Origin of the sequence: Fibrobacter sp. UWB1, assembly GCF_002210325.1 — a bacterium.
Classification (GTDB): Bacteria; Fibrobacterota; Fibrobacteria; order Fibrobacterales; family Fibrobacteraceae; genus Fibrobacter.
Window position 1 is genome coordinate 81,085 of the sequence record NZ_MWQL01000014.1, and the last position, 24,080, is coordinate 105,164.

The following is a 24,080-nucleotide window of genomic DNA, read 5'->3' on the forward strand; positions in this document are numbered from 1 at the left end:
TCCAAAATTACCCTCAGAAACACAAAAAAAAGTGTCCCGGAGGACACTTTCCATTGACATTTTATCCATTGGATTAAAGGCTATTCAAGATTCTTGACACCGTAAATCGTGATGTCGTCAAGCCACATTTCGTAAGGAGTCCCTTGCGTAACTCCACCACCGAAGAAGTTCAGGTTCGTCACGTGTTCCTTGACAGCATCCCAACCGATGTTGCCACCGATATTGTGTTCGTCGGGCTCAATCAAGTCCTTCGGAGTCACCACGAAACGCTGCCAGGTGGTATCAAGTTCCAAGTGCACCCAAGCCTTACCGTTTTCGTAACCGGTAGAATCGAGAGCAATCGAATCGAGAAGCACATCGAACGAGACGCTGATCCACTGGGAAGAATCGCTGAGTCCAGAACGAGCCCAGAACACCACTGAATCAAGCTCACTCATATCAGTCATTTCGTTCAAGGCGCGTCCCATCAAGGCCCAGTTGGCGTTGGAATCGTTCTGGTACACGAAGTGGGCAACCATGCCTTTACGGCCAGCCACGTTCTTTTCGGCATCCAGTTCTGCCTCGGCATACTTGGACCTAGAAATATACCAGCCATAAGTGCTGTCTTCAAAGTCGGCAAAAAGCACAACCGGGTAGACATCTTCCTTGACCGTCGTATCGGAAGCGGGCACCTGCTTCTGACCAATCGTCACGTTCTTCGAGGTCTTGCCGGACTCCACCTTCGTATTGCTGGAGCCGACCGTCATCAGGTTGCTGATCGCCGACGGCTTGCCGTCCATATCGAGAGTCTTGTAAGTACGGAACGTGAATCCGACCAGGGTAAGCAATCCCTTCGGCAGGCTCTTAAATTCAAACTTGCCCTCTTCGTCCGTTTCAACAAAGTAATCAAGTCCCTTGACGCCCACCGTCACGGACGATTCGTTTTCAGGCAAGTACACCTGGCCCGAAACAGCGCCAGTCGGTTCAAGCTTGATCGACACAGAATCACGGGACACATCGGTCACCACCACGCGCACAAACGCCTTGGTAGTATCCTGACGTGCTTCCACATTATAAGTACCAGGTTTGAGTCTCTTGAGGTTCAACCGGCCCTGCTCGTCGGTTTCAAGATTCAAGATGCCCAAAGTAGAATCGGATACGACCACCGGGGATTCCCCCTTTTTGTGGTCCTTGACAACATCCATATTATTCGCACCCGCCAAGAAGTCGACCGGGCGCACCAAGACCTTGGTACGGGCAGCAGGCGAACCATCGCTCTGCTTCACAGCGAGCACCACGGCAACCGAGTTCTCTGTCTCAAGCGACGTTCCCGCACTCGGATCAATGCCGTTGCTACTGGAACACGCCGCAATGAGCGCTCCCACTGCAGCTGCAAAACCTATATGCCACACCCATTTCTTCATTTGGACTCCCTTTTGTCGCCCTCCACAGAATCAACGGTACGGACACCGCCCTTACGCGCAATCGGATAAAACGCCATAGAAAGCTGCATTACCCGGTCGGAGTTTTTGGCACTGTCCACCCTCTTCTGGACCAGACGCCTAAATTCCCTAAGCATATCACCCAAGTCATCGAAGCAGGACTGGTCTACGGACAATGTAAGAGTAGAAATATTTCTTTCGTCAACAGGAATATTGTCCAGTGCATCACTAGCCAAAGAGAGCACTTCTTTCTGGAAATGACGAACAGCCTGCTTCTTTTCGGGGCCACCCACGGTCAAATGGGCGTCCGTAACAGCCAACTTGCCCGAAGCCATCTTCTTGACCAAGCCGACTTCCAGCAAGGTATCGATCGCTTCCTGGGCCTGGGCCTCGGTAATCGGGGGGCACAGGTCCCTAGAAATCTGCTTGACGTTAACCACGCCACCGTTCAGTTCGAGGTAGGCACGCACGGCCGGAATCCACCAGTTCTGAAGCAGCTTGAGTTCGGCTGCCTGCAGGCTGTGGCGGTCCACATCCCGAAGATCGAGGGCTTTTGCCATCAGCTCTTCGCGCTTGGCCTTGTCCTTGGTTACTGCTGCGGAGAACAGCAAGTCAAAGTATTCGGCCTCACGACCGGACAGATCAAGGATTTCTTTCGCGGCAGGGAGTGCATGAGCCGGCAAGTGCTGCTTTTTCTGCAACACGCGATAAAGGTAGCTGGAATCCAATCCCAGCTTGTCCCCCATCATACGGTACGAGTAGAAAGGCATTTCGGCTTTCCTACGGTCGTAGTACTCCTTCAAGAAGTCGCGATAATCCGATATGTCAGAAAACGTAACCATAATTATTTACCCGTATATTTACAATAATAAAATAGACTTTGCAGGTAAAGAAACATATACCGAGGGTGAAATTCGCATGGACGTTTTATCCAAGTGCATTGTGACACTGGTCACAAAAAGGCCAAAATGGGGTAAATTCCCCAAAAAAAAGGAATTTAGGCTTTTGTCAACTCACAAATTGCAAATCATTCGCAATTTTACTATATTTGCGAATCGTTCGCAATTTTGGCGTTGAAAATGGAATACAAAACTCAGACCCGACAGATGATCATGGATTACATGGCTGAAAATCCCGACCGGATTTTCAAGGCCTCCGAGTTGGCCCAGAGTCTGTCCGAGGTTTCGCTGAGTACCATTTACAGGAACCTTTCCAGGCTCGAAAAAGCAGGAATGATCCAGATTGTCGGAGCTGCCGAAAACAACGAGTTGCAATACCGCTACACGGGCCCAGGCCAATGCGAAGAAAAGATGCACCTCGTATGCAAGGAATGCGGCAAGTTTTTCCACCTGGAAGGCCCCGCCCTCAAGGTTCTGCAGCTTTCGGTACAGCGCAGCGGATTCGAGCTGGACCAACAACAGTCCGTGCTGCTCGGGCGCTGTTCCGGCTGTTCGCGGAGGCGCCATGGTTAACGCCCTGATGAACAAATTGCTCGTGGCACTCGCTTCGCTCTACGTCGCGAGGCACTTGGAGCACCATTGCCACGGCGAGCACTGCCACGTGTGCCACCACATCCACCGTTGCCTGGAACTGATTTCGTTCTGTATGGAACTGGTGGTAGCGCCGTTCGAACTTGCGTTACGGTTTTTCTATTTCAAACTGGCTTGCTTTAGGGCGGCGGTTTCGCCGTCGACAACTCTTGTTTCACAGAAAGTCCTTTTACTGAATTGATTGGCGCACAGGGCACGACAAGTGCCACGAACAATAAAGCATCAATTCAAATTTTGGCCCGATTGGGCAAAGGACTTATTATGAAGAAATTTGCAGCATTTGCAATGTTTGTTTTGGCGATGGCGCTGATGTTTGTCGCTTGCAGCGCGGAATCGAACGAAAAAGCGCCCGCACAGAAGAAGGTTTCAATTGTCGCGACTATCTATCCGCAGTACGACTGGCTGAAGAACATCCTCGGAGACCGTCTGGACGCAGTAAACCTGAAACTGCTTATCAAGAACGGTACCGACTTGCACAGCTACAAGCCCTCGGCACAGGATATCGCAGCAATCGCAAGCGCTGACATGGTGGTGTTCGTAGGTGGTGAATCCGACGAATGGATCGAGAAAGCGCTGAAAGCAACGCCGAAGGATGGCCGCGTGCAAGTGAACCTGATGGAAGCTTTAGGCGACCGCGTCAAGGAAGAAGAAGTCGTGGAAGGCATGCAGGAAGAGACGAAAGACGAAAAGCCTGCCCTGAGCTTGCCGAAGGGACGAGAGACGAAAGAAATCGCAGAAGAGAACCATGAACACGGCGAAAAAGCCGAAAAACACGAAGACGGGCATCATCACCACGAAGAAGCCGAAAACGACGAACACATTTGGCTCTCGCTGAAAAACGCGGAACTGCTGGTGATGAACCTTGCCGATGCCCTCTCGAAAGTAGACACGGCGCACGCTACGGAATACCACATGAATGCGGGCCTTTACATCGCAAAGATCAGCGCCCTGGACGCCCAATACCGTGCAGCAACAGACAGCGCTTCGTTAAAGACAATTCTCTTTGGCGACCGTTTTCCGTTTCGCTATCTGGTGGATGATTACGGCATTAAGTATTTTGCCGCGTTTGTTGGCTGTTCCGCCGAAAGCGAAGCGAGTTTCGAGACGGTAGCCTTCTTGGCCGGCAAGATGGATTCGCTCGCGCTCCCCGCGATTTTCACGATTGACGAAAGCAACGGCAAAATTGCCCGTGCGATTCTTGACGCCAGCAAGAAGTCAAAGGAAACGCCGGTTCTTACGCTGAATTCGATGCAGTCGGTGACGGATGCGCAGATGCAATCCGGCGTGGACTACCTGAGCGTGATGCAATCAAATTTGGAAGTTTTGAAGAAAGCAATTAAATAATGTGGAATGTGTGATGAGTAATGCGAAGACCCTTATTAAGTGTCGCCAGTTGACTCTCGGATACGGGAGCAAGGACCTGGTACGCGATCTGGACTACGACATAAACGCAGGTGACTACCTGTGCATCGTGGGCCGCAACGGTTCCGGAAAGACGACCTTCTTGAGGGGAATCGCGGGGCTACTCAAGCCGAAATCGGGAGTCATCGAGCTCTGCGACGGCCTCTCCCGAAATCAAATCGGCTACCTGCCGCAAATGACGATCGTGCAGAAAGATTTTCCGGCCTCCGTCGAAGAAATCGTGCTGTCGGCATTCCAAGGAAAGCACCGCTTGTTGCCATTCTACAGAAAGGCGCACCGGGATCGCGCCATGGAATGCATGGCGCTAACCCGTACCGAAAGCCTCGCAAAATCTTGCTTTCGCGAGCTTTCGGGGGGCCAAAAGCAGCGCGTGCTTTTAGCGAGGGCCCTGTGCGCCGCCGAACGCCTGCTGCTTCTCGACGAACCGGTGACAGGCCTCGATCCGGAATCTACGGAAACCATGTACCGCATCATCGAAGAGCTGCATCAGAAGGGAATGACTGTCGTCATGGTCACTCACGATGTAGACACAGCCCTCGACGATGCCACCCGCGTGCTGGACTTCAACAAGATTTCAACTAAGGAAAAATGAAAAGGTTCATGTCGCAACTTCCTCAAACCTCATACCTCAAAGCGCTGTAAGCGCGACCCCAAACCTTTATGCCCGAACTTATCGAAAAACTTTCGTTCTATCTAGATTTCCCTTTCGTTCGCTATGCGATTATCGTGGGCGTTCTCGTTTCGCTCTGTTCGTCGCTCCTGGGCGTGACCTTGGTGCTCAAGCGTTACTCCTACATCGGTGACGGCCTTTCGCATGTCGCCTTCGGCGCGCTCTCTATTGCAGCGGTACTCAAGATTACGAACAACATGCTACTCATCTTGCCGGTGACGGTCGCGGTGGCAGTACTCTTGTTGTGTACAGGGAAAAATGCCCGCATCAAGGGAGATGCCGCCATCGCCATGGTCTCGGTCGGAGCCCTTGCCATCGGTTATCTATTGATGAACGTTTTCTCGACTTCGGCGAATATTTCAGGTGACGTTTGCACGACGCTTTTCGGTTCCACCTCTATTCTGACGCTTCGGGTAGAAGAAGTCTACCTGTGCGTTGCACTCTCGATTGCTGTCCTCGTCGTATTCATTCTTTTCTACCACAAGATTTTTGCCATCACCTTCGACGAGAATTTTGCGCAGGCGACCGGCGTCAACACGACGATTTTCAATTTGCTGATCGCTGTCATCGTGGCCGTCATCATCGTTCTTGCCATGAACCTGGTAGGCGCCCTCTTGGTGTCGGCCCTGGTGGTGTTCCCGTCGCTTTCGGCCATGCGTATTTTCAAGAGTTTCTTCGCGGTAACGGTTGCATCGGCCATCATCTCGGTCGTGTGCTCGCTTATCGGAATCGTCGTCGCAATCCTTGCAGGCACTCCCGTAGGTTCCACCATCGTGGCGGCAGATATTGTGGCATTCGGCCTCTTCTATTCCATCAGCCTGATTCAGGGCAGAGGTGTTTAAATTGTTCAAAGTAGTTCTTGCCGTTCTGCTTGCCTTTGCGGCCTTGTTTGCAAAGGAACCCGGCGGTAAAGAGAAATACGACATTGACATTTCCCGTATGAGCGGGACCATGGTCTACGGACAAGTTTACCAAATGGTTATGTACCCGAGCAAGTATCTCGGAAAGCATATCAAGATGAAGGGAATCTTTTCGAGCTATTACGACGAGGAAATGGAACGGCGTTTTTACGGTTGCGTCATTCAAGACGCTCTCGCCTGTTGTTCGCAAGGGCTCGCCTTCGAACTTGCAAAACCGCGCGAATTTCCCAAGGAATACCCCGCCGAAGGGGACGTGATTACGATTACAGGCGACTTCGATTTTGAAAGCGATGAAGGCGGTGGCGGATTCCCTATTATTCGCAATGCTGAAATGCAGACTAAATAAAAACTTTTCTATATTTATGCATAAAATTAAATAAATGCATAACAAATACAAGTATGGTGGTTCGTGCCATGGAAAAGAAAATGACTTTACGCGAAGCTTTTGAAAGCAAGATGATGCTGCTGGATGGCGGCATGGGTTCTGTCATTCAGACTTACGGAATCAAGGGTGCGAACAACGACATGCTCTCCATCGAGAAGCCGGAAATCATTCTCGATATCCAGCGCCGCTATGTGGATGCGGGCGTGGACTGTTTGACGACGAATACGTTCTCGAGCCAGCGCGTAAGCCAGCACGAATACCATCAGGAACACCGCATTGCCGAAATGAACCGCGCCGCCGTGAAGATTGCGAAGCAGGCCGCGGCAGAGGCCATGGAAAAGTACGGCCGTCAGGTGTACATCCTGGGCGACGTGGGCCCCACAAGTAAAATGCTCTCCATGAGCGAAGACGTGAACGACCCCGCGAGCCGTAGCATTACTTTTGACGAACTGGAAGACGCCTACCTGGAACAGATTCAGGTGCTGGTGGATGAAGGCGTCGATGCCATCCTGATTGAAACGATTTTTGATACGCTGAACGCGAAGGCCGCCGCAAGCGCATTCACCAAGGTGATGGAAAAACGCGCCGCAGCCAAGGTCCCTGAGCTTGCCGAAGGGTCCGCGGCTGCCGACCTCAAACCCGTAGAAGTCATGTTCTCCATGACGGTGAGCGACGCCTCGGGCAGAACACTTTCGGGCCAGACGGTAGAAGCGTTCGCCGTGAGCGTGATGCACATGCACCCGCTTTCGATTGGCCTGAACTGCGGTCTCGGTGCCGACGGTATGGTGCCGTACCTGCGCCGCATGGGCAAGGTCGCGCCCTGCTACATTAGCTGTCACCCGAATGCGGGGCTCCCGAACCAGTTCGGCGGTTACGACGACACGCCCGAAGACATGGTGCGCCTGATGGGCGTTTACCTGGACGACAAGCTGGTGAACATGATTGGCGGCTGCTGCGGAACCACACCGGAACACATCGCCGCCATGCGCAAGATGCTCGACGCCCTGCCAGCCGATTACGAACGCCGCAAGCCCGCGCCCAAGTACGCCACGAGTCCGCTGCTCCGCCTCGCCGGTCTCGAGCCGCTGTTCAAGGAACAGGTGCGCCCGAGCAACGGCGCCGACAGCTGCAACGCCGAAGATTTTGTGAAGGTGGGCGAACGCTGCAACGTGGCGGGCTCCAAGAAGTTCCTCCGCCTCATCAACGAAAAAAATTACGAAGAAGCCCTCGACATTGCCCGCAAGCAAGTCGAAGACGGCGCCGATGTGATCGACGTGAACATGGACGATGGCTTGCTCGACGCCACCGCCGAAATGCAGACCTTCTTGAACTTGCTCGCATCGGACCCCGCCATCAGCCGCGTGCCGATCATGGTGGACTCATCCCGATTCGAAGTCATCGAGGCTGGCCTCAAGTGCGCCCAGGGCAAGTGCATCGTGAACTCTATCTCCCTCAAGATGGGCGAACAGGCATTTATCGATCACGCGCGCACCATCAAGCGCCTCGGCGGTGCGGTCATCGTGATGCTCTTCGACGAAGAAGGCCAGGCCACCAACTACGAGCGCCGCGTGGAAATTGCCGCCCGCGCTTACGACATCATGGTGAAGAAGCTCGGCTTCGACCCCTCCGACATCATTTACGACCCGAATGTTTTGACAGTCGCTACGGGCATGGCAGAACACAACGCTTACGCCATTGACTTTATCCGCGCGGTCCGCTGGATTATGGACAACCTGCCCGGCGTGCGCATCTCGGGCGGTCTTTCGAACCTTTCCTTCGCCTTCCGCGGTAACAACTACCTGCGCGAAGCGATGCATACCACCTTCTTGCATTATGCGATTCCAAACGGCATGGGCATGGCCATCATGAACCCCAGCGCGATTATCGAATACAAGACGATTCCGCTGGAACTCCGCATGGCCATTACCGAAGTCATCTACAACACAGAACCGGATGCAAGCGAAGCGCTCATCGAAATTGCAAGCCGCATGACCGCAGCCGCCGCTGCCGCCAAGGAATCGGGCACCAAATACGACCCGAAGGCGATTTTCGCCATGAGCACAGGCGCAAGCTCTTCTGACGACAACGCCAGCGCTGCCGCCGAAGCAAAGCCTACCACGCCCGAAGAACGTTTGCAAGAAGCGCTCCTCAAGGGAACTTCCACATCGCTTCAGCCCGACTTGATGGAACTCATCAACCGCGGCGATAGCCCGGTGGGAATCATCTCTGGCCCGCTTATGGACGGCATGAACGAAGTCGGTCGCCGCTTCGGTGAAGGCAAGATGTTCTTGCCGCAGGTGGTAAAGACCGCACGCACCATGAAGAAGGCGGTAGAAATCTTGCAACCCTACATCGAGGCGGGCAAGGACGCCAACGCTTCTAGCCGCGGGAAAATCGTGATTGCAACCGTCAAGGGCGACGTGCACGATATCGGCAAGAATATCGTCTCCGTGATTATGGCCTGTAACGGCTACGAGATGGTGGACCTCGGCGTGATGGTTCCCGAAGATGTAATCGTGAAGGCGGTCATCGAGAACAAGGCCGATATCTTGAGCCTTTCCGGGCTGATTACGCCCTCCCTTGAAGAAATGTGCACTGTGGCTAAAGCCATGCAGGATGCAGGCCAGCGCATCCCGATTATCGTCGGCGGCGCAACGACCTCGCCCACGCACACGGCCGTAAAGATTGCCCCGTGCTACGAAGGCCCCGTATTCCACGTGCGCGACGCCGCCAGTAACCCGGGCCTCGTGCAAAAGCTCTTGGACCCCGCGACCAGCGAGCAGACCATTCAAGAAAACCGCGAAGAACAGCAGCGCATTCGCGACAAGCAAAACGGCATCCAAACCGAAGCCGCAAGCGCCATGGCAGCAGCAGAGAAGACTCCGCTCGAACGGCGCTACCTTTGCGACTGGAGCAAGTACCAGCCGGTGGAGCCTCCGTTCATGGGCGAAAGCAAACTCCCGCCCATCGCGCTCGAAAAAGTCATCCCGCTTATCAGCTGGGAATACTTCTTCTTTACCTGGAAAATCAAGCCGGACCAGGAAGAAGCAAAGAAACTCAAGGCCGACGCCGAAGAACTTATCAAGAGTCTCACAAAGCCCGAATATGCGCTGCGTGCCGTGCAGGCGTTCTACCCTGCAGCCGGTACGGAAAATTCCATCAAGTTCAACACGGGCCGTACCGGCACCGACTCCGACTTTGTCGAAGTCGCCACGGCACGCCAGCAGAACCCGGAAGGCACCTGCCTCGCGCTCTGCGACTATGTAGCCCCTGCCAATGCAAATACCGCAAGCATCTTCGCCGCTCCCGCCGGTAAAGATGTATTCCGCGACATCGTAGGTGCCTTCGCCGTCACCGTGAGCGACGCCTTCGTGAAGCGCCTCGAAAAAATGAAGGCCGAACAGGGCGGCAGCGACTACGACGTTCTCCTGATGCAGACTGTCGCCGACCGCCTCGCCGAAGCCGGCGCCGAATACCTAAGCCAGGAACTCGCCCGCACCAACAGCTGGAAGGGCATCCGCCCGGCCGTCGGCTACCCCGTGCTCCCGAACATCAAGGAAATCTTCAACGTCGCAAAACTCATCGATTTCGGCAGTGTCGGAATATCGCTCACCGAGAACGGCGCCATGTACCCGCAGGCCTCCGTGAGCGGCCTCTACATCAGCCACCCCGAAATCGATTATTTCCACGTGAAGGTGTAATTTTTATATATTCCCTTTAAGTTCATACAACTTAAAGGGATTAATATGGAAAACAAAGAAGATATTCAGGTCGAGCAGCAAGAGACCGAAGTTTTCGAAGGCCGCGAAGAAGCAATGGCGGCATCCGCTGCAGATATCAGGGCCTACGCCCGCGAAGCCTTGCACGGCAAATGGGGTTACGGCATCATCGTCTGGCTTCTGTTGATGCTACTCGACACACTTTTCTCCCTACCAGAATATATCGCAGACGAAGGAAGTTCTTTCGGCGACATTTGGGGCATTATTTCAACAACCTTTAGTTGGTGCATGTGGTTTGGTCTCATGGCGTGTTTCCTCGACGTCGCCCGAAAAACACACCTATCCTATAAACGACTTTTCACGGCATTCCGTAACGTCGAATTCTTTTTCAAGTTTGTCATTACGGAGATATTACAGACAATATTCCTTATCTGCTGGTACCTTCTCCTCATCATCCCCGGCATCATCAAGTACTATTCTTACGCCATGACCGAATTCATTCTCATGGACCACCCGGAATACGGCCCCCTGCAAGCAATCACCGAAAGCCGAAAAATGATGTACGGCCACCGCATGCAACTTTTCATTCTCGGTCTTTCTTTCATCGGCTGGTTCTTACTTTGTATTATCACGCTCGGCATAGCCTCCTTATGGGTAGTACCATACTACAGCACGGCTAGAGCCAAATTCTACTTAGATATCAAAAAAGAGTACGAAAAGAAACTCGCCGCTGCCCCCATCCAAGAAGCAGAGACGATTCCTACCGAACCCGTTGAAGAAGAAAAAGAATTTGAAGTCGAAGAATAAAGTTTATAATTACTTTTCTACAACGATCAATTCAGCCGCACCGCGCCCCGGGAGCGGCTTAAATATTTTCACGTTTGTCTGAGTTGCCGGGCCACCGAAGGCTTTCATTTCGCAAACGAACAAGTAATTCGTTCCGGCCACCACCTGCGTCGAAACAGAAAGCGGCTTGAGGCTCAGGTAAGCGTAATCCTTGGTCGCCTCGGCAAACACGGCAGAATCTTCTGCAGTAAGCGGGCGCTGTTCCGAAAATCCGCCCATGAGCATTTCATCTGTCTTACCCGTTTCCAAATTTGCAAAGAAAGTTTCCACTTCGGCGCGGGCAACGGAATCGCCGGTTTCGGCCGTCATGCGCTTGTTCGAGATACCGAAGGCAAGCGTCACATTCGCATTCGGTTCGAGTGTCTTGAGTTCTTCGGCAGAAGCCTTACGGCCACCGCTACCATACGTGCAGAACGGCACCACCACCTTGCCGCTCAGCTCGTTCGAATCGAGGAAGGTGTAAATCGGCGGAGCGAAACTCCCGAACATAATCGGGTAACCCAAGTAAACCGTATCGTACTTGGCAATATCCACCTTCGCGTTTTCAAGAGCAGGCCACTGCTTGCTTTCACGTTCGGCACCAACCGCGGCAACAGTGCTGTCGTAAGTCAACGGGTAAGCCGTCACGAGTTTGAGTTCCACGGCATCGGCGTTCTTCGCCTTCGCGAAAATATCGGCGAGTTTCTTGGTTGCTCCATTCTGCGAAAAATACACCACCACGGACTTCGAGGGCGCACTCGCCGCGACTTCGGCGGATTTCGCAGCTTTAGCCGTTTCGGGCGATTCTTTCTTTGCATCCTGCTCGTTGCAGGCGGTAAACACCATCGAAGCCGCCAATACAGACATAGCAGCGGTCCACTTCATCTTGTTAAACATAGGTTTCTCCTATTTAACTTTTAGACTGTTCCGGAGCGGCACCAGCATCAGCATTCGCAATCACTCCTTCTGGCTGCGGGGGCAGCTTGGTTCTTGCGCCGTATAGTCTTTCCGAAATATGCGTAAAGGCTTCCACGATATCCGGGTCAAAATGCTTACCCGCACCTTCGGTAATAATCGCCATCGCCTTTTCGTAGGTAAACGGTTTCTTGTACACGCGTTCTGCCACCAAGGCGTCGAACACGTCGGCCACCGCCATGATTCTTGCAGACAGCGGAATTTCTTCGCCCTTGATGTGGGTCGGATAGCCGGAGCCGTCCCACTTTTCGTGGTGATAATGCGCCATGTCAATCGATTCGACCATGTAGTCCGCATCGATTGTATCGCCGGCATCTTCCACCATCTTGGTCAAAATCTTCCAACCTTCGGTGGTATGGCTCTTCATGATGGAAAATTCTTCATCGGTGAGCTTACCCGGCTTGTTCAAAATCAAGTCCGACACGGCAATCTTGCCGATATCGTGCAACGGAGCGGCACGTTTCAGTTTTTCAATGTAGGCATCCGTGAGCACATCCTTGAACTTGCCTTCGGCCTTGAGCTGCAAGGCAATCGCCTCCACGTATTCGGCCGTTTTCTTAATGTGGTTACCCGTACTCTTGTCGCGGGCTTCAACCACTTCAGCGAATTCCATAATAATGATTTCCTGCATGCGCCGGATACGTTCGTTCTGTTCCTGCACACGCTGGATAAAGTTATAGGTATCGCTCGCCATCGTATAGATGGACTCGTACAAGTGCTCAATTTCGTCGCTAGTTTTGACCCCGATTTTCCCGAGGCGTTCCACGCTATCCCTAATGCTTTCAAGGTCCACCTTTTCGGATTCAAGCATGCTGGCTCGAGTCGTATTGGCTGCAATCTTCATTGCGGCCAAGGACATCTGGTTCATGGGAATCACAACGCCGCGCTTCACCAGTTCAAGCACGATACTCATGATGATAATCGAAAGACCAAAGAACAGCGAAAGCATCTTGATAAAGAAGATTGCTTCGTCGCGAATGATATTTTCCATCGAGATATCAGCCGCAACATAGGCAACCGTCTTGTTCGACGAATTGCGGATCGGTCGATATACGGTCAACAACCATCCGTACTTGTCATCCGAGATAATCGGTTCAATCTCGCCGCCGGCCAAAAGAGTCGACAAATACGGTTCAAAACTCGGATCGAATTCCACAACGTCGCCCGGAGAACTTCCCGGTTCATCTTCGGTATCCAAGTCGAATACCACATGGCAACCGTCTTCCCGAATCTGGTACACGTACAGGTACTTGGTCTGGGGGAAGCTTTCTCTAATAGAGTGCAGGACCTTCCTCACAAACGCATAGTCATCGACCTCGTAGCCGCGGGCTATATAATCTTCGACCTTTTCAGGATCAATTGCCGTAGACGCCGCCTTGGTCACACCATTTGCAATACCGATAAAGCTATTGACGGAGTTTTCGCGGTACAAGAAAAAGCCAATCGTACAGGCGAGGCCGCCCAAAAGAACTTCAGCCGCAATCACCATGTACACCACCTTGCGGAGCAAGGAATGACGTACCATCTTCTTCATGACATCGTTGCTGTTGACGCGCAGGAACACCCTATTCAAGTGGTTCTTGATGAAGCGGGGAATAAAGCGGAAAAGGAACACCGCAAAAATAACGACAACGCCCTTGTCAAAAAAGTCGAGGACAATGTCGGCCCAAAGCTGCGAAGTAAATTTGCTCCAGCCAAGGACTTCGTGGAATGCAATCGAGAACGGAGCCGAAATGCCTTCGCCAAAATTGAATCCGTACAGGAAATAGGTAAATACAGATCCGATTCCGCCGCCGATCAAGGCAAACGAAAGGATCACGACAAACAGGCGCGGAATGTTCTTGAAAAAGCGCTGGTGGTAAAAGAATGTTGCAAGGGCTGCAATAAAAATACTGATCACCCCGTAGAACATGGTCACGGGGTCCGAAATACCGTTAATCGCATTCGAGGTAAAACCGACGATGACTGCCGGCAGGTTTCCGCCAAGCATGGCGGTAATGATGGTACCCAGGCAGTCCAAGTAAAGCGGCAAATGGAGGGCGAGAGCCATCTTCGCCGGAATGATGTTCAATAACAGGCCAGCAATAATGAGCAATACCACGCTTTTTAAGCTGGAGCCGTTTTCAAAATCAAAAAACTTTTTGAGAGCCGTTTTCATTTGACCCAATACATCCTTCTTAATACTTCTAAAATAAATAAAAAAAGGACTCCCAAGAGTCCTACTTTATAATTTCCACTATTTTTTTGTTGTTTGTAGCGCCCGAAACTACCGAAACATCCCTTTTGTGCACTCCAAAATGGTCTGCCAGGAGTTCACAGATGGCTTCGTTCGCCGCCCCATCTACCGGAGGAGCCTTGACTTCGACCTTGTAGCTCCCGTCCGGGAGTTCACTCACGCTTTCGCGCTTGCTCCGGGCATGTACCTTGATATTTATTCGCATAAAGTACTAGGCGAGCACGTTCCCCGGTGCTGCCGGGCGAGCTTTCAGCTCTTCCTGCATGCGCTGGTCATTTTCCATGGCCGTCAAGAGCTCTTCCTGGCCCCTAATCAAGGCACGGCAACGAATAAAATAGTTTGTACGCAATTGCTTAAGCTGTTCAATTTCCATGCGGAGTTCTTCAGCCTCTTTCTTGGTGGACTCCACCTCGCGGACCGCTCTTGCCTTTGCTTCGGCAACAATAATTTCAGCTTCCTTTTCGGCAGTAGCCTTGACTTCGTCCACCGTCTTCTGCATGGTGACTACGGCGTCTTGAATCGTCTTTTCGATCTGGCGATAGTAATTCACGCGTTCTTCGGCAACCTTCAGGCGTTCCGTAAGGTCGGTCTTGTCTCTGGACATCTGTTCAAATGCGTTGGCAGCTGTTTCCAAGAAAGCCTTGACCTCTTCGGGATCGATTCCCCCGAGATTCTTCTTGTGGAAGTTCTGGTTTCGGATATCCAAAGGTGTAAGTTCCATACTAAACCTGCAAAAAATTGAAATTTGCCGTTCCTGGCGTTGACAGAAATATAACAACTTGCACAGGATGACACCGTTGATATCAAAAAATAAGATATAAAAAGCCCACTAGCCCATTCCGATTCAAATTATATCAAGTTATATTTGTTTTACATCTATATGATAAAGTCCTTTAAACAATTCTGGGGGAATCAGGACACGCTGGAACGTAAAATGTTCTGGTCAATACTAGTGGTCGTCACTTTGGTAGCGACCTGTTCTGCTCTTTTTACCATTTACGAGGGGCTGAACTTTTCAGCATCGCTTGCAAGTCTCGGTTGCGCCGTACTTTGCTTCGTAATCGCCTTTGTCGCCGTAAAAACAACACTCTACAACCAGTGCTACCTGGTCATGTGTTGTGCGCTTAGTTGCTTTCTAATGCCCATGCTGTTCCTATTTTGCGGCGGCATCACCAGCGGCATGCCCCTTTACTGCATCACCTCGCTTGCGCTGATTGCCTTTGCAGTCCGCGGACGCGCCAAGAACATTTCTTTTATCATTTCGCTGTTGATCCAGGCTACCATCATCTACTTATCCTGGAAAAAACCGGACATGCTCTACACCACGCTTGACCGCGACGGAGCCTTCCTCGACATTCTGGTCACCCATATTCTGACCGGCATTACGCTTTTTGCAGTCGGTTCGTTCTCGCTCATGTCTTACGTGCAGGAACGCGAAAAAAGCGAAAAGCTGGTGGCTCGACTCGACTACCTGTCGGTCAGGGATTCCCTTACCGGCCTTTACAATCGCAGGTACTTGCTCAAGTTCCTAGACGAAACCGTCTGGAAACACCGCAATGACTACTTTATCGCCATGTTCGACATGGACGATTTTAAACAAATTAACAGCAAGTACGGACACAGCTTTGGCGACACCGTCATTTGCACCGTCGGCAAGCTCATCCAAAAGAGCGAAGACGAGACGACGGGCGAAATTGTCACCCGTTTCGGCTGCGAAAAATTCATCTATCTCATTAATGCCGGTTCCGAAGTAGAAGCGTACGCAAAGGTCGAATCCATTCGCAAGGCAGTGCGCCAGATTACCTTCGAAGAACACCCGGAACTGCAACTCACCATTAGCGGCGGGCTTCTCCCCTGCAATTCAAAATCGGCATCCGATGTCAAGCAGTTGCTATTCCGGGTAGACGAGCTTGTCGTTTCGGCAAAGAATCAGGGCAAGAACCAGATTCGCAACATGGTGGAAAACTAGAGATTTTCTATCTTTACCTCTGAAAAAATTAAAGAGGTCCATTATGACATTTGAAGAGATGTTCGCACTGGCTTGCCAGCGCAAAAAGGATATGCCCGAAGGTAAGGGCACAACGGAACTGTTCAAGAAGGGTCCGCACGGCATCGGCAAGAAGCTGGTAGAAGAAGCCGCTGAAAGCTGGATGGCTGCACGTTTCGAAAGCCGCGACGCCCAGTGCCTCGAACTTTCGCAGGTTCTTTACTACGTGGCCGTTATGATGGCCGAAAAAGGTCTCACCCTCGAAGAAGTGTACGCTAAACTATGATTAAGGTCGCTCTCCCCAACAAGGGCATGCTCTTTGAGCCCACCCAGGAACTTCTGAAGGCTTGCGGTTACAAGGCCTCCAAGCCCTACAAGACTTTGACCCAACTCGATACCAAGAACGGAATCGAATTCTTCTTCCTGCGCCCCAGCGACATCCCCATGTACGTGGGCCGCGGCATTATCGATGCCGGTATCACAGGTATCGACTTTAACGCCGAAGCCAAGAGCCCGGCGGTCAAGGTTCTCGACCTGCCTTATGGCGCCTCCAAGATGTGCGCCGCCGTGCCGAACGAGAGCCCGGTGCAGTCCCTCGATGAACTGAAGAATTCCACTATCGCCACCAGCTTCCCGAACATCGTGGAAAGTTTCTACAAGAAGCCGATGGATTTCGTGGTGCTCGAAGGCGCCGTCGAAATCTCGGTGAGTCTCGGCGTGGCAGATGCCATTGTCGACGTGGTCGAAACCGGCACGACACTCAAGCAGGCAGGACTTCGCATTGTGGGCGAGCCGCTCTTCCGTAGCAACGCCGCCCTCTTCTGCAACCCGCAGAAGACCGAACTCGAAGAAGTCCACACGCTGATCCGCCGCATCGAAGGCAAGCTCGTTGCCCAGTCGTACATGATGATCGAATACGACTGCCCCTCCGAACTGCTCCAGAAAGCATGCGAACTCACGCCGGGCCTCGACGCCCCGACGGTGACCAAGCTCCACGGCCGCGAATGGTACTCCGTGAAGGCCATGGTCCCGCAAGACGAAGCAAATGCCATCATGGACAAGCTTTGGGACGCAGGCGCACGCAGCATTCTCCTGTTCGGGATCAAGAGCGCTCGTATTTAAGACATGCAAACACTCGCCTACTTAGCACGCCAGCCTATCCTCGACCGCGAGGGTAAGATTTACGCGTATGAGCTTCTGTTTCGCGATTCGCCCGAAAGCGACATCGCCATCATTGCAAGCGACGTGCTCGCCACGGCGCAGGTGCTTGAAAACGTTCTGAACAATATCGGCATCGAACGCCTGATCGGAAACAACAAGGCCTTCGTGAACTGCAGCCGCAACATGCTGCTCGACAACCTGTTCGGACTTTTGAACCCCAAGTACTTTGTACTCGAGGTTCTCGAAGACGTGGAAGTCGACGAGGCAATCGTCAAGGCCGTCCAGCGTTACAGGGCCCTAGGTTTCGAACTAGCGCTCGACGACTTTATTTTCAACGACGAATTCATCACCCGCTTCAAGCCGCTGTTCCCGTACGTAAGCTACGTCAAGATGGACGTGGTGGATAATTCGCAAGAATCCATGAACGCAGCCGCAGTCTTCTTCAAGACCATGGGAATCAAGCTCCTGGCCGAAAAGGTGGAAGACGAAGCCACATTCAAACGCTGCGAAGAAGCGGGCTACGATTACTTCCAGGGATTCTTCTTTGCAAAGCCCGAACTGGTGACCGGCCGTAAAATCGACGCGACCTCGGCAACGCTTCTGCAACTGCTGCTCCGCATCAAGTCGAGACCCAGCCTCGAAGACATGGTCGAAAGCCTTACCAAGCACGAAGACATCGCCCAGAACCTGCTCCGGTTCGTGAACTCCGACTCCGAGACCCGCCATAGCCGCATCGACAATGTCAAGGACGCCATCGTGTGGGTCGGCATGCGCCGCATCCAGGAATGGCTCATGCTTATGCTGTACGCCCGCCCGGAACTCGGTATGACGCCGCAGGCCTCGCCCTTGTTCCAGAACGCAAGCCACCGCGCGAAGTTCATGGAAAGTCTCGCCCGCTGCATCGACGAGAACAACGACGACTTCTGTGCCAAGGCATTCATGGTCGGGCTCATCAGTCGCATGGACGCTCTCGTGCGCGCCCCGCTCGAAACAATCTTGCCGGACGCCCCTGCCGACGACGAAATGCAGGACGCCCTCCTCAACCGCACGGGCCGCCTCGGCACGCTGCTCCGCCTCGCAGACGCTGTGGAACTCGACGACCGCGAAGCCATCCAGGCATGTCTCAAGGAAGAAGGCATCCATTTTGCACAACTGAAACTCTGCCTCAACGAATCCTATAGTTTTGCCAATGAACATTGAGCCGCAAAGTCTTGAAGCGTTAATCGGGGAATTTTCATCGCTCCCCGGAATCGGGCAGAAGACCGCCCGAAGGCTTGCGTATCATATTCTTTCCAGAAACGAAGGCGATGTAGAACGGTTCTCGGCGAACTTGCTGAACGCCAAGAAGAACGTACACCCCTGCCCACGCTGCTACGCATTCACCGACGAAGACCTGTGCCCTGTATGCAAGGCAAGGCCCGACTCCAAGTGCATTTGCGTAGTCGAAAAAAGCTCCGACATTGTCCCCTTTGAACGCTCGGGCATTTACAAGGGCACCTATTTTGTTCTGGGCGGCGTGATTTCGCCCCTCGACGGGATCGGCCCCGAGCACCTGCACCTGCCCGAACTGGTAAAGCGCATTAAGGACGAAGGCATCGAAGAACTTATATTTGCATTAGGTTCTAGCCCCGAAGCCGACAGCACCGCGCTCATGCTCGACCACATGCTTCAAGGCGTAAACGTCAAGCGCACGCGCCTTGCCCGCGGAATCCCGATGGGTTCGGACCTGGAATTTGTCGACGAAGTCACCATGCTCCGCGCATTCGAAGGGAGAGTCAGCTTATGATGGAAAAATCACCGAAAGGGACAAAGGCGAATTTACCGCCCAAGACCGTTCATCACGGCCCTGTCACGGTAGGCGACTATAAAATCGTCTCCGCTGAATTTGTCAAAGGTTCGACAAGCATCAAGCACCTTCCCGAAGAACGCTTACCGCAAATAGCCTTCCTTGGACGCTCCAATGTGGGCAAATCTTCGCTCATGAACGCCCTGATGGGCCGAAAAGACCTGGTAAAAGTAGGCAGAACCCCCGGAAAAACCCGCGAATTGAATTTTTTCAAAGTCAACGGGCAATTTTTTCTAGTAGATTTACCAGGTGTAGGCTTTGCAAAAGTCAGCAACGCCAAACGCGACCAAATGGCAGACTTTATCCGTGAATACGTGGAAAAGTGTAAAGACCTGAAAGGACTCGTATATTTGGTAGACGTGCGCCACGGCGGCCACGCTATCGACATCGAGACGGTCGAAGCCATTCGGGCCAGCGGTTGCCCCGTACTGATCGTTGCAAGCAAACGCGACAAGGCAAACCAGTCGGAACTTGCAAAAGGACTCCGCAGCATCAAGGAAAAATTCGGGCTCGACCAGAATCCTTTGAGCGTGAGCTCTTTCAAGAAATTCGGACTCGGCGACTTGTGGCACCAAATTTTGGAAGCGATCGAACAGAAGAATGAGAGTAAGGAGCCCTAGAAACTGGCAGCGATTCACAGCCCCTGCAAAGGCATTCCATTTGCTGGGCCTGTTCTTGTTGCGCCGTCCCTTCGGCCAACAAATCGCCTTGTTCTTCAGGGCCATCTCCAGTATATTCGCCAAAAACCGTAGTTTAAAGACCGACTCCCGTAATATCATCATGCAGACGTATTTTACGGCCGTCGAAATTTTCCCGATTCTTATTGTCGTCGCTACCTTGTTCGGAACCATCACCATTATCGAAGTGATTTCGATGATGGGCAAGATGGGCTTTGCCGACTTCGTGGGCAGCATGATCGTGGTAGTCGTCATCCGTGAACTAGGCCCTGTCCTTACAGCGTTCTTGATTGCAGGCCGAAGCGGTTCTTCGCTCACGACCTATATCGGCAGCATGGTGATCAACTACGAAGTCGACGCGCTTGCCACCATGGGCGTAAACCCGATCCGTTTCTTGGTCATGCCGAGCCTGATCGGCGGCTGTATCGCCATGTTCATCATGAACATCTTCTTTAGCGCAAGCGCCATTTGCGGCGGATACATTCTTACCAAGTGCGCGATTTTCATGAGCGGTATGAGCGGCGTCATGCAAAGCGAAATGTCCAGCATTCAGCTGACTTGGACTTATCTGACCGATGAAATCCTGAAAGCGCTTACACTCGATGACTTCCTCTTTATCGTCGTAAAGCCCCTTGTCTTTGGCGCCATCATTACCACCAACGCCTGCTACCAGGCCCTGAACATTCCGCGTGACGTGCGCCAGGTGCCCAAGGCCGTTTCGCGCTCCGTGATTAAATCGTTCCTGTACGTTGTCATTGCCGATGTGATTATTTCGATATTCTACTTAGTGGACTACATGAACAACCTCAACCAGCTGATCTAATGTTTGACGAAGCCTTAAGAATGGAAGATATCCACCTCGCCTATAGGGACCTCGTAGGAGCGATGTTCTCTAAGCCGAGAATTTTGGGGTATTTCAGAGGCATCGAAATGGACCCGCAAAAGGAGTTGTTCTCGAACGTCAACCTTTCGGTAAAACGCGGCGAAACCATTTGCATTGGCGGACCTTCCGGTCAAGGAAAGAGCGCTCTGCTCCGAGTCATTGCCGGGCTTACCCGCCCCACCCGCGGAAACATCTACTATTTCGGCGAATATATCCCGCCCGAAAAGTTAACAGCCTTGGAAGTCGCCAAGCGTCAGGTGGGAATGGTGTTCCAGAACGGGGCCCTGATTTCGAACTTGCGCGTGCGCGACAATATCGCGCTCCCGCTTCGTTACCACAAGATGGGAACAGCCGCCGAAATCGAAGAAAAAATCAACATGGCCATGGACTTGATGCGCGTGCGCGACGAAGCCGACTTGTTCCCGCACATGCTCAGTATGGGCATGCAAAAGCGTGTGGCAATCGCCCGCAGCTGGGCCATGGACCCGAAGCTTTTGTTGATGGACGAACCGACAGCTGGTCTTGACAACTATAACCGCCGTAACTTGCTGCCGCTGATTGACAACATGCGTACGCTGTTTAAAACCACGATCCTTATCGTGACTCACGACTTGATGATTTCCAAGGAACTCGGCTGCAACATTTGCTTTTTGCACCGCAAGACTTTGACGGAGCCCAAGCCCTTCGATTACTGGCTCAACTCCGACAGCGAAATTTCCAGGGAACTGTTCCGCGACCTCCGCAATAGCGGGTAGAGCGGCGAAGCCGCGATGTGAAATGTGAAATGACAAATGAATAATTAACCATTACACACTACACATTCCACATCCCACACTACACATTTTACAAAAGGATTTCAAAATGTTTCTCCCTCTACCCGACGACTTTCATGCGCATTTGCGCCAGGGCGATTTAATGCCCGGTTATGTACGCGACTTGGTTCAGCAATTTGGCCGAGCCATCATCATGCCGAACACGGTGCCTGCAATGACATCTGCGAAGGCGATTGCCGATTACAAGACGCAGATCTTGGATGCGGCAAAGGCCGTACGCCCCGACTTTGTCCCGCTCATGACGTTCAAGCTGAATCCGAATTACACCGAGCAAGATCTGAAGGACATGATGGCGGTCGGCGTTGTGGCGGGCAAGTATTATCCCGCCGGCGTGACCACCAACAGCGCCGACGGCATCAGCGATTTCGAGGGAATCTTCCCCGTGGTCGCCATGATGGAGCATCTTGGCCTTGTGCTGTGCGTGCACGGCGAAGAACCGGGCGAATTCTGCCTGGACCGCGAGAGCGCCTTCATCAAGCGCGTAGAGACCTTGGCCGAAAAATTCCCGAAGTTGAGAATCGTCTTTGAGCACCTGAGTTCGGCGAAGTCGGTCGAGGCAGTCAAGCGCCTGCCTGCAAACGTGGCAGCCACCTTTACCGTGCACCACCTGATGATGACTCTTGACGATATCGTCGGGGACGCCTTACGGCCGCACCATTTTTGCAAGCCCTTACCGAAGCGGCCGGAAGACCGTGCCGCCATCCGCGAAGCCGCCTTCAGCGGCAACCCCAAGTTCTTTCTCGGCACGGACTCTGCGCCGCACCAGCTGGGCAAAAAGGAATGCCCCTGCGGCGCAGCCGGCGTCTACAGCGCCCCGGTCGCCATTCCGCTTCTGGTGCAAGAATTCGAACGGGCTGGCCACCTCGACAAGCTCCCGAATTTCATTGCCGGCTACGGCGCCGACTTCTACGGCCTTCCGCGCACGACTAAGCAAATCGAGGTCGTCCGCGAAAAATGGACCGTGCCATCAATCGTAAACGGCGTGGTCCCGCTCGCCGCCGGCCAGGAACTCGACTGGAAACTCGCATAATTTTTATATTTGCGCCATGCCATCCGATTCCCGCAAATACCTTGTTGGCCTTGTAGGCCCAGACGTTCTCGAAGCCGCCGAAAAGGACTTATTCCACCCCGTGCGTCTCGACCTCGACAATTGCGACGCGATCGAAATCCGTTACGATTTCTTCGACGAATCGGAATGGCCCGCGCTCTCGGAAAGAGTCCGCCGCATCGTCGGCAACAAGATCCAGATCGGCACCATCCGCCTGCAACGCGACGGCGGCAAATTCCCCGACGCCCGCGCCGTAGAACGCCTGGAACTCTGGCAGCGCATTCTTTCGGGCAAGCAGGTTCCCGAATGGCTCGACCTCGAACGCGACTGCCTGAACGATTTTAAGGCATTAAACCTTATGGCCAACCCCATCGGCGTAAGCTTGCTCATTTCGGAGCACAATTTCGTGCGCATTCCGACCGACATGGAACTCGATACCTTTGCCGCCGACATCAAGCGCGTGGGCGCCCAGGGGCTAAAGATTGCCGCCATGAGCAATTCCGACAGCGACTGCGACCGCCTATACAAGTTCGCAAAAAAATACGGCAAGAAATTCCAGCTGTTCGCCGCCTTCGGCATGGGCGAAACAGGCAGGGTCAGCCGTCTCTGGTCCTTAAGCGAAGGCGCCAACCTCACCTACGGCTCTATCGGGCATTCCGAGGCTCCCGGGCAAATCGAAGTCTCCATTATGCGCCGCGCCCTCGAACAAGCCGAAAATTTGCACTCCCAGATGGAAATTTTGGCATTTTTGAACCAATTTTAGTCATTTTTGATATTTTTTCGTTTCAAAGGGCATATTTTTGTCCAAACGGCGCTTTTTTTTGCTAAATATCCATATTGAATATCATAAAAGGAAAACAATATGCGTCTTTCCGAAAGATTTGTCGACAATTGCATCTTGATCAACTCCAAGAGCACGTCCAAGGAAGAGATCCTGAACGAACTCGTGGATACGCTTTGCAGTGCCTACAAATTGGAACACCGCGACGAAATTTTCAATGCCGTCTGGACCCGCGAACAGAGCCGTTCAACCGGTATCGGTTGCGGTCTTGCCGTTCCGCACGCCAAGATTGACTGCGTGGACCGCATGTGCATGGCAGCAGCCACTATCGAAGGCGGCATCGATTTCGCCTCGTTCGACGGCGAACCGGTTTACCTGATTATCTTGATCGTGAGCCCGGGCAATACCGTTGGCCCGCACCTCAAGGCACTTTCCTCTGTCAGCCGTCTTTTGGCCGACGGTGGCGTCCGCAAGGACCTGATCGCCTCCAAGGACCCGGCCGAATTCCTGACCATTCTCCGCGCCGCCGAGGACAAATACCTGTAGCGGCTTCGCCGCAATGTGAAATGTGAAATGTGAAATGTGAAATTTGTAATTAGTAATTAGTCATTACACATTTCACACTACACATCCCTCCAACCCCTTGACAGGTTATAAAAACTTTTATATATTTGCTCGCACCTCGGACGGTTAGCTCAGTTGGTTTAGAGCGCTGCTTTCACACGGCAGAGGTCACTGGTT

At 52.7% G+C, this 24,080-nt stretch carries 25 protein-coding genes; 19 read left to right on the forward strand and 6 right to left on the reverse strand.

Annotated elements, in window-relative coordinates; all coding sequences use genetic code 11:
* Positions 1 to 80: 80 nt before the first annotated feature.
* Together B7988_RS11120 and B7988_RS11125 are read right to left on the reverse strand one after the other, a co-directional pair.
* Positions 81 to 1,403, reverse strand: a complete 1,323-nt coding sequence (locus tag B7988_RS11120; protein WP_088657963.1) for a hypothetical protein — start codon at positions 1,401 to 1,403, stop codon at positions 81 to 83.
* Positions 1,400 to 2,263: a DUF4423 domain-containing protein gene (locus B7988_RS11125; RefSeq protein WP_073319190.1), complete on the reverse strand. Its 864-nt coding sequence runs from the start codon at positions 2,261 to 2,263 to the stop codon at positions 1,400 to 1,402. Before B7988_RS11125 ends, B7988_RS11120 begins: the two co-directional genes overlap by 4 nt.
* 237 nt (positions 2,264 to 2,500) lie before the next feature.
* Here B7988_RS11125 and B7988_RS11130 point away from each other — a divergent pair, with 237 nt between their 5' ends.
* The 8 genes from B7988_RS11130 to B7988_RS11160 all read left to right on the forward strand — a co-directional run bounded on the left by B7988_RS11130 (position 2,501) and on the right by B7988_RS11160 (position 10,894).
* Complete coding sequence (locus tag B7988_RS11130; protein WP_088657964.1) at positions 2,501 to 2,893, forward strand: transcriptional repressor; 393 nt, start codon at positions 2,501 to 2,503, stop codon at positions 2,891 to 2,893.
* Positions 2,886 to 3,152 carry a hypothetical protein gene (locus tag B7988_RS14920; RefSeq protein WP_141225645.1) on the forward strand — a complete coding sequence of 89 codons (267 nt, stop codon included), beginning with the start codon at positions 2,886 to 2,888 and terminating at the stop codon, positions 3,150 to 3,152. Before B7988_RS11130 ends, B7988_RS14920 begins: the two co-directional genes overlap by 8 nt.
* 80 nt (positions 3,153 to 3,232) lie before the next feature.
* A complete protein-coding gene (locus B7988_RS11135) occupies positions 3,233 to 4,315 on the forward strand; it encodes a metal ABC transporter substrate-binding protein (RefSeq protein ID WP_088657980.1) in 1,083 nt (360 codons plus the stop codon).
* A gap of 13 nt (positions 4,316 to 4,328) precedes the next feature.
* A complete protein-coding gene (locus tag B7988_RS11140; RefSeq protein WP_088657965.1) occupies positions 4,329 to 4,985 on the forward strand; it encodes an ABC transporter ATP-binding protein in 657 nt (218 codons plus the stop codon).
* A gap of 68 nt (positions 4,986 to 5,053) precedes the next feature.
* On the forward strand, positions 5,054 to 5,905 hold the full coding sequence (locus B7988_RS11145) for a metal ABC transporter permease (protein WP_088657966.1): 852 nt from the start codon (positions 5,054 to 5,056) through the stop codon (positions 5,903 to 5,905).
* The gene (locus B7988_RS11150) at positions 5,898 to 6,329 is read left to right on the forward strand and encodes a hypothetical protein (RefSeq protein WP_073319175.1); all 432 of its coding nucleotides are present in this window, start codon (positions 5,898 to 5,900) and stop codon (positions 6,327 to 6,329) included. The genes B7988_RS11145 and B7988_RS11150 overlap by 8 nt, the downstream gene beginning before the upstream one ends.
* Positions 6,330 to 6,397: 68 nt before the next feature.
* A complete protein-coding gene (gene metH, locus B7988_RS11155) occupies positions 6,398 to 10,069 on the forward strand; it encodes a methionine synthase (protein ID WP_249268970.1) in 3,672 nt (1,223 codons plus the stop codon).
* A 45-nt stretch (positions 10,070 to 10,114) separates the two neighbouring features.
* Positions 10,115 to 10,894 carry a DUF975 family protein gene (locus tag B7988_RS11160; protein WP_088657967.1) on the forward strand — a complete coding sequence of 260 codons (780 nt, stop codon included), beginning with the start codon at positions 10,115 to 10,117 and terminating at the stop codon, positions 10,892 to 10,894.
* A 9-nt stretch (positions 10,895 to 10,903) separates the two neighbouring features.
* Here the strand turns inward: B7988_RS11160 and B7988_RS11165 are convergent, their stop codons facing one another.
* From B7988_RS11165 to B7988_RS11180, 4 genes are all read right to left on the reverse strand, one after another.
* The gene (locus B7988_RS11165) at positions 10,904 to 11,809 is read right to left on the reverse strand and encodes a flavodoxin (protein ID WP_088657968.1); all 906 of its coding nucleotides are present in this window, start codon (positions 11,807 to 11,809) and stop codon (positions 10,904 to 10,906) included.
* A 13-nt stretch (positions 11,810 to 11,822) separates the two neighbouring features.
* Complete coding sequence (locus tag B7988_RS11170; RefSeq protein WP_249268971.1) at positions 11,823 to 14,045, reverse strand: HD domain-containing phosphohydrolase; 2,223 nt, start codon at positions 14,043 to 14,045, stop codon at positions 11,823 to 11,825.
* A 61-nt stretch (positions 14,046 to 14,106) separates the two neighbouring features.
* A complete protein-coding gene (locus B7988_RS11175) occupies positions 14,107 to 14,328 on the reverse strand; it encodes a DUF167 domain-containing protein (protein WP_073319163.1) in 222 nt (73 codons plus the stop codon).
* Between the two features lie 6 nt (positions 14,329 to 14,334).
* Positions 14,335 to 14,844, reverse strand: a complete 510-nt coding sequence (locus B7988_RS11180) for a DivIVA domain-containing protein (RefSeq protein WP_073319160.1) — start codon at positions 14,842 to 14,844, stop codon at positions 14,335 to 14,337.
* Between the two features lie 213 nt (positions 14,845 to 15,057).
* Between B7988_RS11180 and B7988_RS11185 the strand changes: the two genes are divergently transcribed.
* From B7988_RS11185 to B7988_RS11235, 11 genes are all read left to right on the forward strand, one after another.
* On the forward strand, positions 15,058 to 16,092 hold the full coding sequence (locus B7988_RS11185) for a GGDEF domain-containing protein (protein WP_170930640.1): 1,035 nt from the start codon (positions 15,058 to 15,060) through the stop codon (positions 16,090 to 16,092).
* Between the two features lie 43 nt (positions 16,093 to 16,135).
* Entirely contained in the window at positions 16,136 to 16,396 is a 261-nt protein-coding gene (gene hisE, locus B7988_RS11190) for a phosphoribosyl-ATP diphosphatase (RefSeq protein WP_088628520.1), read from the forward strand.
* The gene (gene hisG / locus B7988_RS11195; RefSeq protein WP_088657971.1) at positions 16,393 to 17,232 is read left to right on the forward strand and encodes an ATP phosphoribosyltransferase; all 840 of its coding nucleotides are present in this window, start codon (positions 16,393 to 16,395) and stop codon (positions 17,230 to 17,232) included. The genes hisE and hisG overlap by 4 nt, the downstream gene beginning before the upstream one ends.
* Positions 17,233 to 17,235: 3 nt before the next feature.
* Positions 17,236 to 18,471, forward strand: a complete 1,236-nt coding sequence (locus tag B7988_RS11200) for an EAL domain-containing protein (protein ID WP_073319152.1) — start codon at positions 17,236 to 17,238, stop codon at positions 18,469 to 18,471.
* Positions 18,461 to 19,057, forward strand: coding sequence for a recombination mediator RecR (gene recR, locus B7988_RS11205; RefSeq protein ID WP_088657972.1), 597 nt, complete (start codon positions 18,461 to 18,463; stop codon positions 19,055 to 19,057). The genes B7988_RS11200 and recR overlap by 11 nt, the downstream gene beginning before the upstream one ends.
* Complete coding sequence (yihA, locus tag B7988_RS11210; protein ID WP_249268972.1) at positions 19,054 to 19,737, forward strand: ribosome biogenesis GTP-binding protein YihA/YsxC; 684 nt, start codon at positions 19,054 to 19,056, stop codon at positions 19,735 to 19,737. The genes recR and yihA overlap by 4 nt, the downstream gene beginning before the upstream one ends.
* Positions 19,718 to 20,617 carry an ABC transporter permease gene (locus B7988_RS11215; protein ID WP_073319149.1) on the forward strand — a complete coding sequence of 300 codons (900 nt, stop codon included), beginning with the start codon at positions 19,718 to 19,720 and terminating at the stop codon, positions 20,615 to 20,617. Before yihA ends, B7988_RS11215 begins: the two co-directional genes overlap by 20 nt.
* A gap of 20 nt (positions 20,618 to 20,637) precedes the next feature.
* Positions 20,638 to 21,432 carry an ATP-binding cassette domain-containing protein gene (locus B7988_RS11220; protein ID WP_249268973.1) on the forward strand — a complete coding sequence of 265 codons (795 nt, stop codon included), beginning with the start codon at positions 20,638 to 20,640 and terminating at the stop codon, positions 21,430 to 21,432.
* Between the two features lie 106 nt (positions 21,433 to 21,538).
* Positions 21,539 to 22,540, forward strand: coding sequence for a dihydroorotase (gene pyrC, locus B7988_RS11225; protein ID WP_088657973.1), 1,002 nt, complete (start codon positions 21,539 to 21,541; stop codon positions 22,538 to 22,540).
* Between the two features lie 16 nt (positions 22,541 to 22,556).
* Positions 22,557 to 23,321: a type I 3-dehydroquinate dehydratase gene (locus B7988_RS11230; RefSeq protein WP_073319145.1), complete on the forward strand. Its 765-nt coding sequence runs from the start codon at positions 22,557 to 22,559 to the stop codon at positions 23,319 to 23,321.
* Between the two features lie 99 nt (positions 23,322 to 23,420).
* Positions 23,421 to 23,885 carry a PTS sugar transporter subunit IIA gene (locus tag B7988_RS11235; RefSeq protein ID WP_073319143.1) on the forward strand — a complete coding sequence of 155 codons (465 nt, stop codon included), beginning with the start codon at positions 23,421 to 23,423 and terminating at the stop codon, positions 23,883 to 23,885.
* Positions 23,886 to 24,080 lie beyond the last annotated feature (195 nt).

Coding starts and splice junctions, on each gene's coding strand:
- B7988_RS11120 (WP_088657963.1), bottom strand. CDS start 1,403: ATGAAGAAATGGGTGTGGCATATAGGTTTTGCAGCTGCAGTGGGAGCG.
- B7988_RS11125 (WP_073319190.1), bottom strand. CDS start 2,263: ATGGTTACGTTTTCTGACATATCGGATTATCGCGACTTCTTGAAGGAG.
- B7988_RS11130 (WP_088657964.1), top strand. CDS start 2,501: ATGGAATACAAAACTCAGACCCGACAGATGATCATGGATTACATGGCT.
- B7988_RS14920 (WP_141225645.1), top strand. CDS start 2,886: ATGGTTAACGCCCTGATGAACAAATTGCTCGTGGCACTCGCTTCGCTC.
- B7988_RS11135 (WP_088657980.1), top strand. CDS start 3,233: ATGAAGAAATTTGCAGCATTTGCAATGTTTGTTTTGGCGATGGCGCTG.
- B7988_RS11140 (WP_088657965.1), top strand. CDS start 4,329: ATGAGTAATGCGAAGACCCTTATTAAGTGTCGCCAGTTGACTCTCGGA.
- B7988_RS11145 (WP_088657966.1), top strand. CDS start 5,054: ATGCCCGAACTTATCGAAAAACTTTCGTTCTATCTAGATTTCCCTTTC.
- metH (WP_249268970.1), top strand. CDS start 6,398: ATGGAAAAGAAAATGACTTTACGCGAAGCTTTTGAAAGCAAGATGATG.
- B7988_RS11160 (WP_088657967.1), top strand. CDS start 10,115: ATGGAAAACAAAGAAGATATTCAGGTCGAGCAGCAAGAGACCGAAGTT.
- B7988_RS11165 (WP_088657968.1), bottom strand. CDS start 11,809: ATGTTTAACAAGATGAAGTGGACCGCTGCTATGTCTGTATTGGCGGCT.
- B7988_RS11170 (WP_249268971.1), bottom strand. CDS start 14,045: ATGAAAACGGCTCTCAAAAAGTTTTTTGATTTTGAAAACGGCTCCAGC.
- B7988_RS11175 (WP_073319163.1), bottom strand. CDS start 14,328: ATGCGAATAAATATCAAGGTACATGCCCGGAGCAAGCGCGAAAGCGTG.
- B7988_RS11180 (WP_073319160.1), bottom strand. CDS start 14,844: ATGGAACTTACACCTTTGGATATCCGAAACCAGAACTTCCACAAGAAG.
- B7988_RS11185 (WP_170930640.1), top strand. CDS start 15,058: ATGTTCTGGTCAATACTAGTGGTCGTCACTTTGGTAGCGACCTGTTCT.
- hisE (WP_088628520.1), top strand. CDS start 16,136: ATGACATTTGAAGAGATGTTCGCACTGGCTTGCCAGCGCAAAAAGGAT.
- hisG (WP_088657971.1), top strand. CDS start 16,393: ATGATTAAGGTCGCTCTCCCCAACAAGGGCATGCTCTTTGAGCCCACC.
- B7988_RS11200 (WP_073319152.1), top strand. CDS start 17,236: ATGCAAACACTCGCCTACTTAGCACGCCAGCCTATCCTCGACCGCGAG.
- recR (WP_088657972.1), top strand. CDS start 18,461: ATGAACATTGAGCCGCAAAGTCTTGAAGCGTTAATCGGGGAATTTTCA.
- yihA (WP_249268972.1), top strand. CDS start 19,054: ATGATGGAAAAATCACCGAAAGGGACAAAGGCGAATTTACCGCCCAAG.
- B7988_RS11215 (WP_073319149.1), top strand. CDS start 19,718: ATGAGAGTAAGGAGCCCTAGAAACTGGCAGCGATTCACAGCCCCTGCA.
- B7988_RS11220 (WP_249268973.1), top strand. CDS start 20,638: ATGGAAGATATCCACCTCGCCTATAGGGACCTCGTAGGAGCGATGTTC.
- pyrC (WP_088657973.1), top strand. CDS start 21,539: ATGTTTCTCCCTCTACCCGACGACTTTCATGCGCATTTGCGCCAGGGC.
- B7988_RS11230 (WP_073319145.1), top strand. CDS start 22,557: ATGCCATCCGATTCCCGCAAATACCTTGTTGGCCTTGTAGGCCCAGAC.
- B7988_RS11235 (WP_073319143.1), top strand. CDS start 23,421: ATGCGTCTTTCCGAAAGATTTGTCGACAATTGCATCTTGATCAACTCC.